This window comes from Paucibacter sp. B2R-40, assembly GCF_025717555.1.
Classification (GTDB): domain Bacteria; phylum Pseudomonadota; class Gammaproteobacteria; order Burkholderiales; family Burkholderiaceae_C; genus Paucibacter_A.
The window spans coordinates 423,062-440,172 of record NZ_JAJIRP010000005.1 but is presented as its reverse complement, the minus strand read 5'-3'; the positions used below and the strand labels follow the sequence as shown (position 1 = coordinate 440,172).

At 63.5% G+C, this 17,111-nt stretch carries 6 protein-coding genes, 1 tRNA gene and 1 pseudogene; all 8 read right to left on the bottom strand.

The window, feature by feature from the left end:
• Positions 1-433: 433 nt before the first annotated feature.
• Positions 434-691 (bottom strand): annotated as a pseudogene (locus tag LNV09_RS13230) (transposase domain-containing protein); the annotation flags it as partial.
• 203 nt (positions 692-894) lie between these two features.
• A complete protein-coding gene (locus LNV09_RS13225; protein WP_263557534.1) occupies positions 895-1,491 on the bottom strand; it encodes a hypothetical protein in 597 nt (198 codons plus the stop codon).
• Between the two features lie 107 nt (positions 1,492-1,598).
• Entirely contained in the window at positions 1,599-2,768 is a 1,170-nt protein-coding gene (locus LNV09_RS13220) for a tyrosine-type recombinase/integrase (protein ID WP_263557533.1), read from the bottom strand.
• A gap of 288 nt (positions 2,769-3,056) precedes the next feature.
• A tRNA-Arg gene (locus tag LNV09_RS13215) sits at positions 3,057-3,131 on the bottom strand.
• Between the two features lie 48 nt (positions 3,132-3,179).
• Positions 3,180-7,610, bottom strand: coding sequence for a translocation/assembly module TamB domain-containing protein (locus LNV09_RS13210; RefSeq protein ID WP_263557532.1), 4,431 nt, complete (start codon positions 7,608-7,610; stop codon positions 3,180-3,182).
• Positions 7,611-7,626: 16 nt separating this feature from the next.
• On the bottom strand, positions 7,627-9,759 hold the full coding sequence (locus tag LNV09_RS13205) for an autotransporter assembly complex protein TamA (RefSeq protein ID WP_263557531.1): 2,133 nt from the start codon (positions 9,757-9,759) through the stop codon (positions 7,627-7,629).
• Positions 9,756-10,937, bottom strand: a complete 1,182-nt coding sequence (locus LNV09_RS13200) for a vWA domain-containing protein (protein WP_263557530.1) — start codon at positions 10,935-10,937, stop codon at positions 9,756-9,758. Before LNV09_RS13200 ends, LNV09_RS13205 begins: the two co-directional genes overlap by 4 nt.
• Positions 10,938-11,046: 109 nt before the next feature.
• Positions 11,047-17,091, bottom strand: coding sequence for a YDG domain-containing protein (locus LNV09_RS13195; RefSeq protein WP_263557529.1), 6,045 nt, complete (start codon positions 17,089-17,091; stop codon positions 11,047-11,049).
• Positions 17,092-17,111 lie beyond the last annotated feature (20 nt).

Here is a 17,111-nt window from a genome sequence, read left to right as displayed (position 1 = left end):
GAGTATCGCCAATCATGCTCTCGGCAAATTGTGTCTCGCAAGTCCGAACCGTTTGACGCGGCGGTCATCGATGTGCTCAATGCCATCGTCGAACTCAGCCCGCGATGGGGCTTCTGGGCGTACTTAGACCGGCTGCGCCTGGACCGGCAGCGCTGGAATCACAAGCGTCTGGCGGGTGTATTTCCAAATCGGGCTCAATATCCCCACCCGGACCAAGAAGCGCGTGCGTCAGTGCGAGCCGGTACCACTGCAAGCCGGCACGCTGGTGAACCTGGGCTGGGGGGTTGGACTTAATGCGCGACGTGCTTTACGACGGCCTTGGTTTCCGCACGCTCAACATCATTGGCGAAGCCACAGGCCAAACTAATGGCCATCAAACGTAGGCGTCCAGGCAAGTCATCTTGACGGGCCGCCCAGCCGCTGGGCGCCCGAATTACTCGGGCTGAAGCCAGCGATGCGGCAGCCGCTCCGCTACTCGGCTGGCCGGCTGTGTGGGCAGCCTGGTCAGCACGTCCTTCAGGTACGCCCACGGCTCCACGCCATTGAGCTTGGCGGACTGGATCAAACTCATCACGGCCGCCGCTCGCTTGCCCGCTCGCCGGCTGCCGGCGAAGAGCCACTTCGAGCGCCCCAGCGCCACTGGCCGGATTCGATTCTGGACCCAATTGTTGTCAATGGGCAGCATGGCGTCACCCTGGTGCTCCTAGCGTGGCGGCAGCATCAGGGCTAGCAGCGGGCTTGGGCAAGGCAAAGCTGCACGGTTGAGCTCGCACTGGCCAGGGCGTGACCGCATCGGCCGCTGAAGGACGATCGGCGTCACTTGTGCCTGCGGCCCCGCTGCCGGGAGCGCTCGCCCGGCAACAATGAGCCAAGGTCGGCTTGGACCTGCTCATTTCATCGTCTTGGCAAGCTGGCGCAATCGGCCACGCCAAAGCGATCGACCTGCACGCGGTAGCGCGCGCCGAGTTGGTGTGCCTGCCATTGGGCCAGCGGCAGCCGGCAAGTCCAAACTTGGCCGCCATCGTTTTGCAGCTGCAACTCGTAAAAGGCCTCGCGCTTGCCGGCCCGCTCAGCGCCCAGCTGGCTAGCGTCCAGCCCATTGAGTTTGGGTTCGGGCCACTGTGGTGCCGCCGGCGCCGCCCCCTCGGCCCTAGCCATGCGCATGGTGCGCCACTGTGGGCGGCTGAAGCGGCAATGCTCGGCCGGCTCGGGCCGCACACCGGCCGGGTCAAGCAGCAAGCGCCGGCTGATATTGCGTGCCTCGGCCGGCAGCTCGTCGCACCAGCTCGATTCGCCTTCTTCCAGCAGCTTTTCGATCTCGATGTCCAAACGCCAAGTCTTGCTGACCAGCTCCACCGCCATGCCGCTGGGCTTGAGCAGCAGCCACCAAAGCAGCGGGCTCAAGGTCAGCATCAGGCACAGCCCGGCCATATACAGGCGGCCGCAATTCGGTTTGCTGTTGATGAAATTGCTTGGGGGGGCTGCTGGCATCGCGCACTGATCAAGAACGAGTCGCGACTTTACCCATGAATGCTTGGTCCTCTCTGCGGAACCACAATGAGGAACCGCAACGAGGCCAACTCTTCACATCCGCAGAGTTACCCGGTAGCCTTAGCCAGCCACTCGGCAGCGACCTCTAGCGGGTAGCCGTCGCCGTATCCTTCGCCCACTGACGGCCTAGCCCAGCCGCCAATTGCTAGCCTGATGTCAGCAGGGCACTGAACACGCCTCAAGCGGTCGGCCATTGTGTGGCGCAGTTCGTGGATGTTGTGATCCACGCCGACTGTCTCCTTCACCCACTTGTTCAGCGTAGCACTGGCGCTGTTCCCGTTTGTGGTTCCCTTGGTGTTGTAATGGGGGAAGGCGTAGCGCTGGTCCTTGGTTGCCGTCGCCTTGATGCGGGTAGCGGCCCACAGGGCGCAGCCCTTCAGGGGGACATAGCGAACAGTGGCGAGGTTCTTGATTCGGCGGTGCGCGTGGAAGCGGATGTGAATTCTTGGGACTTCGTCTTGAAGGTCGATGTCGGCCAGGGTGAGTCCGGCAATCTCAGAAAGGCGTGCGCCAGTGTCCGCGAGCATGGCAACCAGCCACCGCGCCTCATCGTCTGTTGCCTTAACTGCCTTCAATACCTCCGACAGTTCCTTGGCGCTGTATGGCTTCGCCTTTTCGGCGTCTTCCCCTTCGTGGGGTATTTCGATATCAGCGAACGGGTTAGGGTGCTGGGTCTTCTTTGCCTTCAGGTATTTGGCAAGAATGGAATGCATCGTCCGCAAGTAGCGCCGTGCCGTGGTCGTGGCTACGCCAGTCGCTAGCAGCTTGTCCAGGTAGGCCTTGCCGTCATCGCTATCAGCATCGGCCACAGGCTTGTCCCCAATCAGGTCGACAAGCTGGGCGAACCGTGCCCTGATTGGCTTGGTGAACTTCTCTTCAGCGCTGCGCTTGTGCGTCTTCAAATACAGGGCAAGTGCATCAGACAGCCTGTCTACGCTGGTGCCTGCCATTTGTTGGGCGGCTTCAATCTCATGCGGTGCCAAGTAGTCTGAGCCTGGAGCATCCCGGTAGACATCCTCATCATTGCCCGCGTGGCGCTCCCGCTTGACATCCAGGTGTTCCCGGAATACGTCAAGGTTCGACTCGTTGTTGGTGGCTGACCCTGGGACAAGGTCATATTCCTTGAGAAGGTCGGCGGCTCGCTGCTTGATGGTCTTGGGTAGGCCGTCCGGCGTTGCCTCCAGCATTGACCATTCCGCCTCAAGCTGTTTGTTCAAGCTGGCAACCTGCCGAGCCGCTGCGCGTATGTCGCCAGTCTTCAGGTCTACCTTGAACGTCTTCGCCCCCTCATAGCGGGCTTAAAGGTGTCGCGGAATCGCACGCTGAAAAATAATTGTTTTGCCGCGTTGGTAGGTGTACCGAAGATTCAAAGTGACTGGTCCGAATGAAGCTTTCATTGTGGTAGTTACCGCAGTTTCTACCACACTCAGACTCTGTTTCCTTGGGTTTCTGTGCTGAAAAATCCTTTATAATCAACAATTTACAGAAATTTAAGGGTGTTTTGCTGGTCCCTCCGGCGGGAATCGAACCCACATTTGCCGCTTAGGAGGCGGCCGTTCTATCCATTGAACTACGGAGAGATGCCCCGAGCGCGGGGCGGGCCGCATTCTCTCATGATTGGCGAGTTCCTATTCCCAGCGCCACTGCCAGATCAGATCCAGCGAGTTGTCATCCCCCGACTGCGCACGCAAGGTGAAGCGTTGCGCGAGGCGGTAGATGGCCTGCCAGCTGCCGCGTGTGGCGTTGAGGCCGCGCTCGTAGCCAACATACCAGCGGTTAGATATCTGCTTACCTAAGCGCACCACGGTGCCCTGCGCTTGGTCGCCGCTGTCGCTGAAAGACAAATCATCCAGGCCCACCGACTTGATCAGCTTGGAGGTGGGGCTCTCTCCGGTGCCGCTGAGCAAGGCCATCGCGGCGCTGCTCAGCAAGGCGTTGTCGCGGCTGTTGAGCTCATCCGGCCCGCGCCCCAGCAGCAGCCAAGACAGCATGCTGCGTTCGTCCAGTGTGGGCTCCGAGTACAGCTTGACGCGCGGGTTGCGTGCCGTGCCGGTGATGGTGACGCCGATGCGCTGCTCCTCTTGCGTCGGGCGGATGGCCAGCACGTCCAGGCGTGGGTTGTCGACCACACCGTTGAAGATGATCAGGCCGCGCTCGATCGCCAGCTTTTGGCCGTAGGCGGCAAAGGTGCCGCTCTCAGTGCGGATGCGGCCGTGCAAGGCTGGCCCGTTGGCAGCTTGGGTGAGTTGCAAATTGCCGGCCAGCAAGGTGTCCAGACCAAAGCCGGTGACTCGCAGCTTCTTGCCGAGATCAATATCAATCTTCACTCTGACCTTGCGCTGATGGGCGCCATTGGCGGCGCGGCTGGCTTCGGCGCTCGCTTCGGCCGTTTCGGGCCGGATCACTTCGACATCACTGTCCAGCGTCGGGGCATTGCCGCGCGAGAAGTCGAAAAATCCTTCATGCACGCTCAATTGGCCTGTTATGTCCAGGGAGTCCGCGTCCAGCTTCAAGTCGAGCTTGCCGTTGACGGCCAAGCGCTGGTCAACCCGGCGCAGCAGCGCGAACTTGTCGGCCTGGATCTGGAACTCGGCGCGCGGCGCGGCGCCGAGTAGCAGATCGCCTTGAGCCGTCAATTCGCCGTCGCCAGCGAATGCCTTGAATTGCTCCAACCGGGCCTTCTCACCATCGAGGCTGAGTGAGAACTCGCCGCGCTGCAGGTCCACCCCCAGCAAGGGGTTGCGCAGCACCAGATTGGCGCCGCCGGCATTGCCCTTGATCTGCGGCGCGCTCAGGCGCCCGTCGAAGGCTGCACTCGCAAACAAGCTGCCACCCAAGCGCCAGCCGGTCGGCACCCAAGCACCCCAGGTGCTGAGGTTGGCGATGCGCATTTCCAACACGCCCTCCAGCTTGGAGTCCGCCTTGGGCCAGAGCTGGGCGGGGTCGGCATTGCGGGCAGTCAAAGCGCCGGCGAGCACGCCGACATTGCTGCCTGCCAGCGCTTCGGTCAGGTGCCAGACACCGGGGCTGCCGATGACGCCGATGCGGGCGTCACTGAGTTTGAGCATTTGCACGCCGCTGTCGTCGGTGACCGACAAGTCGCCACCGCTGCGCTCCAGAGCAATGTCGGCGCTGAAGCTCGGGCTGCTTTTGATGCGGGCATGGCCGACCATTTGCAGATCGCCGCCCCAGCCGAAGTCGGGTTGCCAACGCTGCAGCAGCGGCGCCACCGCCAGCGGTTCCAGCGCCAGGTCGATGTCGAGGCTTGTTTTGCTGTCCGCAGCGGCCCATTGCATGCTCTTCCAGCGCAGGCCGGCGCCCAGCACTTCAAGCCGGCCCGGCTCAAGCCGCAGCTCTTTGAGCGCCGCCTGCGGTGCAAGCTCCAGCGTCAAAGCCAGGTTCTCGGCTTTCAACCAGGCCGATTTGGGCACGGACTTTGTTGCGGCCTTTGCCTCGGTTGCTAAGGCCGGTGTTTTAGGCAAGCTGTCTGGCTGTGCTTGCGCCAACAGCTTGATCTCGCTGGCGCGCCACTGCGCGCCGTCCCGCCAAGCCAGGTTCGGGCTGGTGCTCAGGCCGGCCAGCAGGCTCAGGGTCAAGGGGCCGCGCAGGGTTTGCTCGGCCGGCTGCCCCGGTGGGATCAAGACCGGCGGCATCTTGCCTTCGGCCAGGGCTTGCAAGTTCAGGCGGTGCTTGGCCCATGTGCCTTGCAAGGTGGCGCTGGCACTGGGCACCCTCCAGCCGCTGCCGCTGAGTTGCTCCAGCTTGGCTCTGACATCCAGCGCAGCGTTGTCGGCGCTGGCGAGCTCCCAGTGCAGATCAGCGCTCTTCAAGCTGATGGCCGGCTGCGCGGCCATGCCGCTGAGTTGCAGCGTCTGCGCCCGCAGGTCGGCTTGGGTTTGCCAGGTCCAGCCGAAGTCTGTTGCTGCAGCTTTGCCTGCGGCCTTGCTGGGCTGGGCTTGCAGATTGAGTTTGCCGGCCAGGCTTCCGTCCAGATGAATGGCTTGTTTGCCACTGCTCTGGCCGAAGGCCGCCAGCAGCGGCTGCAAGCCGGCCAGTTGCTCAAAGCGCAAATCGGCATCGCCGATCAACTGCCCGGCCGGGTTCAGGCTGGCCTGCGCCAGCAACTGGTTGAGCGCGCCGGCCTGCAGGGCCAGCTTGAAGCTGGGTGTGCTGGCGCGGTCGCTGAATTGATAGTGGGCATCGGCACTGATGGGCACGCCGCCCACGGCGGTGGGCAGCAGTTGCAGCCGGGCCGAACCCAGCGGTGCTTGTTGTTTCAAGCTGCTGCCCTGGCCGGTGGCTTCGGGCCCGGCCTGCAAATTGGCTTCGAACAGCGCAGAAACGGCTTGCGGGTTTTGCTGCCAGACGCTGCCTTCCTTGCCGCGCCAAAAGCGCCGCAGGTCGGGCAGCTGAGCGCTGGCCTTGGCCTGCGCTGCCCAGCCTTGTGCGAAGCTGGCGGCCTTCTTCAGCGTCAGCTGTCCGCTGGCCTGCAGCTCTGAGCCCTCCGACTGCAGCCGCAAACTCTGCAAGCTCAGTTCGCTGCGCGAGGCCTGTGCTTGGGCTTGCAGGCTGAGCGCCGTGCTGCGGGGATTGTTGGCGCCCGGACCTGTACCCGTGCCGCCCATGCCACCCAAGCGCCCATCCAGCCTAGCGTTCATTTTCAGCAGCATGGGCTGCGGCCCGTCGGCGCCGAGCTGATTGATGGCGCGGCCGGTGCTGAGCTCGATCTCGCCGGCCAATTGAAGCGCCACGGCGCGTGAATCCAAGCCTTCGCTACGCAGGCCATCGACCGCAATCACCATTTGGCTGCCGCCTTGCTTGGAGCTGGCGCCGCGCGCATGGACCCGGCCGGCGGGCTGCTGCGCACTGCCCAGCATGAGCTCCAGGCGCTTGATGCTGAGCGCGGCCGGGTCGCCGGGGGCGATATTCAGATCCAGATTCAAGGCCCGCAGCGGCAGGCGCTGCGCGTCCCACAGGCCGGCCAGCGAATTGCTCAGCTCACTCTTGATGTGCAGCGTGGTTTCAGTGCTGGCCCTGGTGTTGGGCGTGGGGCTGCTTGTGGCGCCGGATTTGGCGCCGGGCTTGGCGGGGCCAAGCTGCAGCAGCTCCGCATGACCCGTCAAAGACGTGCGCGGCAGTCCTGATGCGACGGCAGCCAAGTCCAGATTGCTCGTCGTCAACCGGGCTTGCGGCAAGGGCCAGTCGGCAAAGGGCAAGAGCTGCGCTTGCACTTGCATTTGCTGCGCCAAGGCCTGCAACTCGGCGCTGGCACTGAGCTTTTGCAATGGCCCGCTCAGCTTGGCCTGGGCATTCCAGGCCGGCAAGCTTTGGCTGTCGTTGGCCTTGGACTGCAACGTCAGATTCGCCTGCAGCGGCAGCTCGCCGCTGGTCTTGATGCTGGCTGCCGCCTGCAGTTGCAGCAGGTCCCAGTGCAGTTGCTCGATGCTGAATTGGTGCTGCGCTCCGCCCTCGGCGCTCAGCGCCAGGCTGGCGCGCAGATCGGTCAGCGGCTTGCTGCTCAGCGAGGGCAGGGCCAGCTCATCGATGCGCAAGGCTTCAATGCGCAGGCCCAGCGGCAGGCGCAGGTCGGTGGGCGGCTTGCTGGGTTCGGTGCTGGGGCTCAAGTGCAACTGCACGCGCTTGGCCTGCAGGCTTTGCAGTCTGAGGTCGGCCCAGAGCCCGGGCGAGGCATTCCAGGCCAGGCTCAGGCCTTGCCAGCGCAAGTCAACGAGTTCAAGTTTGTCCTGCGAGCCGGGCAGGGTGTAGCGCAGCGACTTGACCGACAAGTCGCCCATCAGGCTGCCTTGCAAGGACTTGACTTCCAGGCCGGGCACTTGGCCGAGCAGCCATTCGCCGCCGGCTTGCGTCGCCAGCCCCCACCACAGCGCGCTGCCGGCCACGCCGAGCAAGATCGGCAAGGCCAGCACGCTGGGCAAGAGGCCGGTTCCACGGCGCCACAGTGGTTTCTTGGGGCGCGGGCTCGGCGTAGGGGCAGGGGCTGAAGCCGCTTGATCCGCTTGATCCGCTGTATCCCTTGTTTCCGCTGCTGTCTCACTCATGGCGCTAACTCGTCATTCACAGGGCTATGCCGACACTGAAGTGCAGGCGCCATTTCTTCGGTTCGGTCGCATAGGCATAGTCCAGCCGCAGCGTACCCAGCGGGCTGCGGTAGTGCAGACCCAGGCCGACGCTGGTGACGGGCTTGAGTTCGCTCCAGCTCGCGGCGGCTTGGCCGGCGTCAACAAACAGCGCGCCGAGCAGATCGGGCACGCTTTCCATCAGACCATGCGCAATCTCAAGGCTGCCGCTCCATTGCACCCGCCCGCCTGTCGGGTTGCCGTATGCATCCACCGGGCCTAGGCCTTCAAAGCCATAGCCGCGCACCGACTCGTCACCGCCGGTGCGAAAGCGCAGCTTCTCGGGCAGGCCGACGCTGTCGGAGGCAAAGATCTGGCCTAGCTCGGTGCGTGCTGCGCCGTAAAAGCCGGCCGGTAGCGGGTAGTAGCCATAGACCCTGAGCTGGCCGCGGCCAAAGCCGCCGTTGTCTGCCGTCGTGCTGTCGGCATAGCCGGCGCCCACCAGCAACTGGCCCGTATAGCCCTTGGTGGGGCGCAAAGTGCTGTCGACCCGGCGCCGGGTCCACTGAATATTGGCCGAGACGGCGCCCGCATTGGTGACCAGCTGCGGCGTCTCATCGCGCGCACGCAGCACTTCCAAAAAGTAGGTGCGGTCTTGCTGCGGGGTTTCGCGGTTACGCCCGAGGCGCGCACGCAAATTGCTGTTGACGGTGCCGTCCTGGCTCAGGCGCTCGGCGAACAGCGCGGCCACATTGCGCTGCATATCGCTCAAGGGGTAGGAGCTCAGCTCCACATCGGCCGAGCTTTCTTGCTTGCCGAGTTTGAGTTGGGTACGCGAGCGCAAGTTCCAGCCAAAGGGTTGGCGGTGGACGTAGTCGGCGCCGACGCGGGGGCCGGTCGAGGTATCAAAACCCAGGCTCAAGGTCACTTGCTGGCGTGGCGCTTCTTTGAGCAGCACATAGACCGGGCTGGCGGTGGCCGGGCTGATGGCAGCCGCAGGGGCAGGGTCGGTGGTGGGCGAGGTGGCCGGCGCCGGCGACTGCGCTGGCGCGGGCTCGGCAGCGGCACTTGAAGCGTCGGACGCAGCAGAGGCAGAGGAGGCTGCGGGAGCAGGAGCAGGAACCATAGGCGCTTGATTGGCATCAGCCGCTTCAGCCGTCGCTTCAAGTTCGGCGATTTCCAGCACGGCCGTTTCGGGCCGGATGTCCACGCTGGCACTGTCGAACAAGGTGGTGCGCAGCAAGCGCTCTTGAAAGTCCAGCATTGCGCGCTCGGTATAGGGCTCGCCCGGTTCGAAGCCGGCCAGCCGCTCCACCACCGAGGCGGGCAGATGCTTGAGGCCGCTGATTCTGAGTTCGCCCAGGCGGAACAGCGGCCCGCTGGCCAGCTCCAGGTTCAGCTCGACGCTATTGCTTTCGGTGTCCACGCGGGCGGCCGAGCTGGCCCAGCGCGCCAGCGGGTAACCCTGCGCACGCGCACGGCCCAACATCGCGGACTTGGCGCCGCTCCACTCGCCCTGCGTGAAGGGCTCGCCCACTTGCAGGCCCCAGTCGCTGAGCATGCGCTCGCGCTGACGAGTCTTTTGCGTCAGCAGCCGTTCTTCGGGCGCACTGGCGGCGGCGTCCGTAGCCACTGGCTGCAGCAACTCGCCGCTGAAATTCAGCGTCAGCGCGGTGACCTTGGCTTGCGGGCCGGGCTCAACCCTGACGGTGATGGTGGGGCGCTGGTAGTCCTCGCTGTTGGCATCGGGCGCACTGTTCTCGACCTCGATTTGTGCATTGAAGAAACCTTCGGTTTCAAGCAGCGCGCGGGCTTGTTGGGGGGCCGCGCTGCTCAAGCGCCGCAGCTCTTGCGGGCTCAGGCGTTGGTCTTCCGGTGCGCTGCGAAAGCGCGCCAGGTCCAAATGCGTTTCGAGCAAGTCGCGCAACTTCTTGGGCGCGATCACGACCAATTTGTACTCGGCCACCAGCCGGCCGCTGCTTTGCTCGGCCTTGGCTTGGCGCTCGACCGCCGCCTTGGGGTTGAGGCTGTCTCTGAACTCTTGCAAGGCGCTGCAGCCGGCCAGATTCAGCAAGGCAAGGCCAGCCAAGCCAAGACCCAGAACCAGTTTGAATTCGCCCTTAGCCCTCATTTGCTCAACAAGCGCATCGCGCCTTCGAGCCCGCTGAGCGAGAGGGGAAACATGCGTTGATGCATCAGCTGTTGAATCAGGGCGATGCTCTGGCGGTATTGCCAGATGCCTTGCGGCTCGGGGTTGATCCATGTGTAATTCGGGAAGCCCTGGGTCAGCCTTTGCAGCCACTCGGCGCCGGCTTCTTCGTTGTTGTATTCGACGCTGCCGCCGGGCTGCAAGATCTCGTAAGGGCTCATCGTCGCGTCGCCGACAAAGATCAGCTTGTAGTCCTTGTTGTACTTGCGGATCAGATCCCAGGTGGCGGTCTTTTCTGCAAAGCGGCGCTGGTTGTTCTTCCACACAAAGTCATAGACGCAGTTGTGGAAGTAGAAGAATTCCAGGTGTTTGAACTGGGTCTTGGCGGCCGAAAACAACTCCTCAACCCGGTGCACATGTTCGTCCATGGTGCCGCCCACATCCATCAGGAGCAGCACCTTGACTTTGTTGTGGCGCTCCGGCTGCATGCGGATGTCCAGAAAACCGGCGTTGGCCGCAGTCTTCTGAATCGTGTCATCGAGGTTGAGCTCTAACTCCGCGCCCTCGCGGGCGAAGCGCCTCAAGCGTCGCAATGCGACCTGGATATTGCGCGTGCCGAGTTCGAGCTGATCGTCGTAGTCCTTGTAGGCGCGCTGTTCCCAGACTTTGACCGCGCTTTTGTTCTTGCCGCTGCCGCCTATGCGTATGCCTTGGGGGTTGTAGCCGCTGTTGCCAAAAGGGCTGGTGCCGCCGGTACCAATCCATTTATTGCCGCCTTCGTGGCGCTCTTTCTGCTCTTCGAAGCGTTTTTTGAGCGTCTCCATCAGCTCGTCCCAGCCCATCGCTTCGACCGCGGCCTTTTGTTCAGGCGTCAGCTCCAGCTGCAGGTGCTGGCGCAGCCAGTCAAGCGGCACGTCCTTGCTGAAATCGGTCAGCAACTCCACGCCCTTGAAATAGGCGCCAAACGCGCGGTCGAACTTGTCGAACAGCGCCTCGTTCTTGACCAGGGTGGTGCGGGCCAGATAATAAAAGTCATCGATAGAAGCGGCGCCCTCGGCGCCGATCACGCCGGCTTTCAGCCCTTCAAGCAGGCTCAAAAACTCCCGCACCGAGACCGGCAACTTGGCGGCTCTGAGGGTGTAGAAGAATTTGATCAGCATGGCAGCGAAGGAGAGGGCGTGGGCGTTGTTGGCGATTATCCATGCCGGGCCGTGCAGCCTGCCTGGCTGGGTGGCCAAGCTTGGCGCTTGCTCGCTGTTCCGGCTCGGCTCAGTCGCTTGCTGCGCCCATCATGATGACCGTGACTTGCCCGCCAACAGTGATGCGGACCTGGTAGGGCAAGGCGCCAGCGGGCACCGCATTGGCCACAAAGTTGCGTGAGTCCGCGTCGAAGCGCAGCCAGCTCGGAAGGGCTTCACCATTCAAGCTGCTGACACTTGCTGCGGCGCCGCTGCTGCCCATGGCCGCGACCAATTCCTGTGGCAAGCTGAACTTGAATCCTTCCCCGGCGGCGGCGCTGCTGAGTGGGATCAAGATGCTGGCAATGCCGGGCTGTTCGGCCGAAGGAAGACGCGTCAAAACCGCCGTGACGCCGGCATTGCTGCGTCCGCCATTGCCATTGCCATTGCCATTGCTGCTGCTGTTGCTGTTGCTGTTGCCGCCATTGCTTGGTGTCACTGCGTTTGGGCCGGCGAGCGCGGCTGGGGCTGCCGCTGCAGGCGGCGAAGACGCTACCAAACCGGCAGTGCTTGGCGCCTGGGACCGCGTGGCCGGTGTCACCGATGGCTGCGGGGGATAGGGCGGCAACACCGTCGGTTCGCTGAGCGCGGCCTTTTTGCCGATGTCCGCCTGGGTGCTGGCAATGCCGGCCGCTAGTTGGTAGTTGCCGGCGTCAGCGCCGCCCAGTTGCAGTTCGCTGATCATGACCGTTTTTTGCAGGCCAGGCAGCGCGTTATCGAAATTCCCTTGCGCCTGGGCGATGCTGACGAGATCAGCGCCGATGCGCCCGGTGAGAATGGCTTGGTCGAGTTTTAAGCTGGCGACTCTTGAGCCGTCTTCCACCTTGTTATTGGCAGTGATGCCGGTGATGGCAGTGATCAATGCCTTGGCAATGTCGGCCTGGCTGCTGGCCGATGGATTCAATAGGCGATAGTTGGCGGCATCGCCCCCGCCGAGGGTGATGTTGCTGATGCTGACGGGCTTGCCGGTGCCGGCGCCTTTGTCGGCAAAGCTGGCGCTGGCCGCCGCGACGTTCAAGGCATCGCCGGCCAGCTTGCCCGTGAAGACCGCTTGGCTTGCATTCAGCGTTGCCGCGTTTGTGCCGTCATAGGTTTTGCTATTGGCGCTGATGCCACTGACGTCTGAAATGGCGGCGCGCTCGATAGTGGCTTGAGCACTGGCGACATTGCTGCTCAAGCTGTAATTGCCGGCATCCTCGCCGCCCAGGCTCAAGCCGCTGATGCTGACCGACTTTGCAATGCCGGCATTTTTGTCGGCAAAACTGCCGCTGGCGCTGGCCACCGTCAGGCGGTCGCCCACCATCATGCCGGTGAAGGCTGCGCCTGCGTTATTGAGCGAGGCTGCCGTTGATCCATCATAGATTTTGTCCGCAGCGCTGATGCCGGTAACGGCGCTGATGCTGGCGCGTGTGATTTCCAGTGCGGCGTCGGCATAGTTGATGGTGTAGTTGGCGCTGCTCAGGCCTGTGGGCGTCAGGACGTAGCGGCCGACCTTGCGTGCCCCTTGGCTGCTGCCGGCAAAGCTCAAAGCGCCGGCCAATACCGCTGCGCTTTCACTATTGACCAAGCCGCTGTAGGCGGCGCCGTTGCCGCCGAAAAACGCTTGGCCGTCGTAGGTCTTGCTGAAGGGCGTGGCAGTGACCAGCAAGGGTGCTTTGCTGATGTCAAGCCGGCCATCGACCAGCAGCGGGAAGTCATAGTTGCTGGCGCTGAGTGTGCCGATGGCCGGTGTGATGTTGCTAAGGCCAGCGCTTGTGGCGGCCCCAGCCGGCGTGCTGGCGCTGGCGCTGCCACTGATGCCTGAGTTGGCCAGCGTCTCGCCATTGACGAAGCCGCTGATTGTTGTCGTCAGCGCTGGATTGGCTGCGCCGTAGAGCCGGCTTTTGTCATCGGCCGTGACGGTCAAATGTGCTTTGTCGATGCTCAGCGTGCCGTTCGTGAGCGTCGTGAAATCGTAATTGCTGGCCGCCAGCGAGCCGGGGCTGGCATTGATGATGGCAGATCCAACGGCGGTAGCAGTTGTTGCGGAAGTGGTCGCGCCAGCATTGCCGCTCACGCCAGAAGTTGCCAATGTCTCGCCATTGCCGAAGCCGCTGATTGTTGTCGTCAGTGACGGGTTGGCGGCGCCATACGTTCGGCTTTTGTCATCGGCGGTGACACTCAGATGCGCCTTGTTGATGGTCAGCGTGCCATCGGTGAAGCTGTTGAAAACGTAATTGCTGGCGGTCAGCGAGCCGATACCGGCGCTGATGATGGCGTTGCCGACGCCGGTGGCAGTTGTTGCAGAAGTCGTTGCGCCGGCACTACCTGTGACGCCGGAATTCGCCAGCGTCTCGCCATTTACAAAGCCGCTGATCGCGGTCGTCAGTGCCGGATTGGCTGCGCCATAAATTCGGCTCTTGCTGTCCGCCGTGACGGTGAGTGGCGCCTTGCTGATATCGGCCGTGCTGCTGGCCGATGTGTTGCTCAAGGCGTAGTTGCCGGCATCGGCGCCACCCAGGGTGATGCCGCTGATATTGACCGTTTTGCCGCTGCCGGCGTTCTTGTCGACAAAGGCGCCGCTGGCGCTGGCCACATTGAGGTGATCGGCAGCGATCATGCCCGTGAAGGCTGCGGCACCGCTGTTCAAGCTGGCGGTGGTTGAGCCGTCATAGGTCTTGTTATGGGCCGTGAGGCCGCTGACCGTCACGCTCGCCGGCGTGATGCTGACCGAGCTGCCCGCCGTGCCGAGCGCGTTGTAGTTGCCGGCCAAGCCACCGTTGTTGCTGCTGCCCAGGCTCAGGCCGTCAATGCTGGCCAGCGCTTGGTTGGTCTGCACCTGCTTGCTGCTCAGATTGCCGCTCTGGCCCGCACCGCTGACCGAGAAGGTCTCGCCGTGGACGCCGATGGCGCTCAGCTGCGCCCCTGCAAAAGCGGTGCTCCCGTCGTAGCTGCGCGTGCCTTGCAGGTTCAATGTGGCGGGATTCACCGTCAACGTGCCGCCGGCGACGCTGATCAGATAGCCCTGCTGATTGGAGTGCAAGCTGCCGCTGGCGGCGTAGCTGCCGGCGTTCTTTGCATTGACCCAGCTCAGGCTGCCCAAGAGATTGGCATTCGGTGTGAGCGAATAGCTGAGGGCCGGCGCGTCGCCATAGGTCTGACCGTCATAGGTTCTGCTGACATTGCCCACGGTCACACTGAGCGGGGTCAGAAAGCTGCGCAACAAGGGCGCGGTCTGGCCTTCGTAAATGAACCAAGGGGACATGTCCGAACTCGCGGGCGATGTGGATATCGTCCAGCCCGAAAACGTGGCCATGGCCTGCATCTGCGCGGTATTTTTGCCGGTGCCGGCCGCAGAAGTGGCGTTGCCGGATGTGCTGGTGTTCCAGTAGCTGGCGTTGGTGCTGGCTGTGCCGCCACTGCCGCCTGCGCCGGCAGTGGATCCAGAGAGGTATCTGCCGATAGTTCCGCTGCTTCCACTGCTGCGAGCACCAGCCAGTCCGCCAAGCGTGGATCCCGTTGCCGCGCCGGTGGCGTAACTGTTAGAAATGCTTGCCGAGCCACCGTTTCCACCCTTGCCACCAATCGCTCCCACTGTGGTTGCGTCACCACCGCGCCCTCCGTTGCCACCGAGATTGCGGCCGACTAGGCCACCTACATTGCTGCCCGTTCCCGTCGCTGAGCCCGTGGCATAGCTATTGGTGATCAGCGCATTGCTGCCATTAGCACCGGCTACTCCAGTACCTGGACTCCTTTGGCTCGCAGGCGTCAAACCGTTGCCGCCTGAGTTCAAGCCCACCAAGCCACCGACGTCGCTGGCGCCCGACACATTGCCGCTGGCGTAGCTGGCGCTGACCGTGCCGCCAGTGACGGTGCCAACCAAGCCGCCGACCGCGCTGCCGCTGCCAGTCACCGGGCCGGTGGCAAAGCTGTTGCTGACCGTGCCAGCGCTGACTTTGCCAAGCAGGCCGCCGGCAGAGCTGCCGCTGCCCGTGACCTGGCTGGTGGCGTAACTGTTGCTGACGGTGCCGGCGTTGTCGCCGACCAGAGCGCCGACATTGCTAAGGCCACTGATGCTGCCGCCCAGCAGCCCGACGTTCTTGATCGTTGCACCTGCGGCCAATTTGTTGAAGAGCCCAATGTCGCTCTTGCCGGCTTGGTTGATCGTCAAATTGCTGACTTGATGCCCCAGGCCATCGAAGCTGCCGGCATAAGGTCCGATATTCGTGCCGATCGGGAGGAAGTCCACACCGGTTGCGTCAATATTGGCGCCCAAGGCATAGTTCAGCGTCCTGTCGCCATGCATGCCTTGCAGATCGGTCTTGGTGACGCTGCCGGTCACGCCGGCGCTGTTGATGACGGTGTAGTTCTTGAGCGTGCCGTTCGAGCCCTGACGGGTTGTGAAGTTGCTGCTGCCCGCCGGCAGGTTCACTGCCGCGCCGGCGGCGGTGGTGAAGTTGCTGGTATTGCCTGTCGCGACGGCGCCCAGGCCAAACTCCAGCGCCAGGCTGGCCGTGGCGCTGGCATTCAGGTTGGCGCTGACGGTGATGTTGTTATAGGCGCTGAGGGTGAGCTTGTTGGCACTCCAGGACAACGCGTCCTTGATCAAAATGTCTCCTGCCGTGCCGCTGTTGCCGATCAGGTTTGTTGGCGAGGCGGTGGGTGACAGCGCGGTTTGTATCGTGATGTTGCTATTGACCAGCAGCGTGGCCAGGTCGGCGCCGCTGATGTCACCGCCGCTGGCTGCAATGGTGAAGTCATAGGGGTCAAGCAACCAGCGCCCGGTCTGCCCAGGCTGCCCCGTCGGTGCTGCGGTGCTGACGCGAATGCCGTTCACGTCCAGCTTATGGCTCGAGGTTTCGACCTGGCCGCCAATTCCACTGGTCGACCCGCCTTGAGCCAGGATCTCGCCATGCGCGCTGGTCACGCCGAGTGGATTGTGAACATCGCTCCACAGCACCACCGTACCGCCGTCGCCGACCTGGCCGGCCGAGGCGTCGATCTTGGCGCCGGCCGCCATCGTGACATTGCTGGCCTGATGCATGGCGCCCGCGCCTTGCCAGTCGCCGCCGACCAGGACCTGGCCGCCGCCGATTGCACCGCTGGCGTCCAGCGATGAGCCGGCGGCGAGCGTGATGGTGTCGGCCTCCAGCACGATGCGGCCGCCCTTGTCGCTGAGCGAGTTGGCCTGCAACTTGCCGCTGTGTTGAATTACGCCGCCACTCAGCTCTTGCGCGCCTCGGGCCGTTAGCAGGATCAGGCCATCGGGTGCCAGCACTGCCTGGCGGTTGTCCACCAAGGCAGCCACGCTGGCCGGGCTGACCAGCAATTTGCTCAGGCGCGTGCCGTTGAATTGCAGCTCTATCATTTCGCCGGCGGCCAGCGCCACCGTACCGGCTTGGGCCAGGATCACGCCTTCATTGCGCACCTCGGGCGCCAGCAGGGCGACATAGCCGCCCAGACTGGAGGTTATGGAGCCAGCGTTGATGACGCTGGCCGTCGAGCCATTGCGGTCGAAGGTGGTTTTGCCGGCGATGAAGTCGGCGGTGGAGATGCTGTGTGTGGTGGCCACCAGGGCGCCGACATCGGCGCTGGCTGTCGGGCTGAAATAGATGCCGGCCGGGTTGCTCAAGAAGACCTGACCATTGGACGTGATGCGGCCAAAGATCTGGCTCGGCTGCGCGTCCAGCACGCGGTTCAAGATCACGCTGGCCGCATCAGGCTGCTTGAAGTTAATTTGTGCGTTGGCGCCGAGATTGAAACTTTGCCAGTCGATGGCGGCGCGTTGGCTGCTCTGATTGACATCCAGGCGAGCGCCGCCGGCCGAAGTACCGGACGAGATGCTGGCCTGGCCGGCCACCACTTGGCCACCTTGCGGGACGGTGTTGACGGGCGGCGCAGCTTGCACGCACCCAAGGCCTAGCGCAAGCGAGAGCGGCAAGGCTTTGAGCGCGGCCAGGAGCGCGCTGATTCCGCTGGCGCCAGCATTGCTGCGCTTGCCCCGCGCGCGGCTGAGTTCGCTGACCGCGACCCAGGTGCCGGTGCTTGCGTTCCAAATCAGTCGGTAGAGGCGGTTGATGCTGGCGTGCTCGTTCATGGGAAGGTGGTCTCGGCGAG

Coding starts and splice junctions, on each gene's coding strand:
- LNV09_RS13200 (WP_263557530.1), bottom strand. CDS start 10,937: ATGCTGATCAAATTCTTCTACACCCTCAGAGCCGCCAAGTTGCCGGTC.
- LNV09_RS13205 (WP_263557531.1), bottom strand. CDS start 9,759: ATGAGGGCTAAGGGCGAATTCAAACTGGTTCTGGGTCTTGGCTTGGCT.
- LNV09_RS13195 (WP_263557529.1), bottom strand. CDS start 17,091: ATGAACGAGCACGCCAGCATCAACCGCCTCTACCGACTGATTTGGAAC.
- LNV09_RS13225 (WP_263557534.1), bottom strand. CDS start 1,491: ATGCCAGCAGCCCCCCCAAGCAATTTCATCAACAGCAAACCGAATTGC.
- LNV09_RS13210 (WP_263557532.1), bottom strand. CDS start 7,610: ATGAGTGAGACAGCAGCGGAAACAAGGGATACAGCGGATCAAGCGGAT.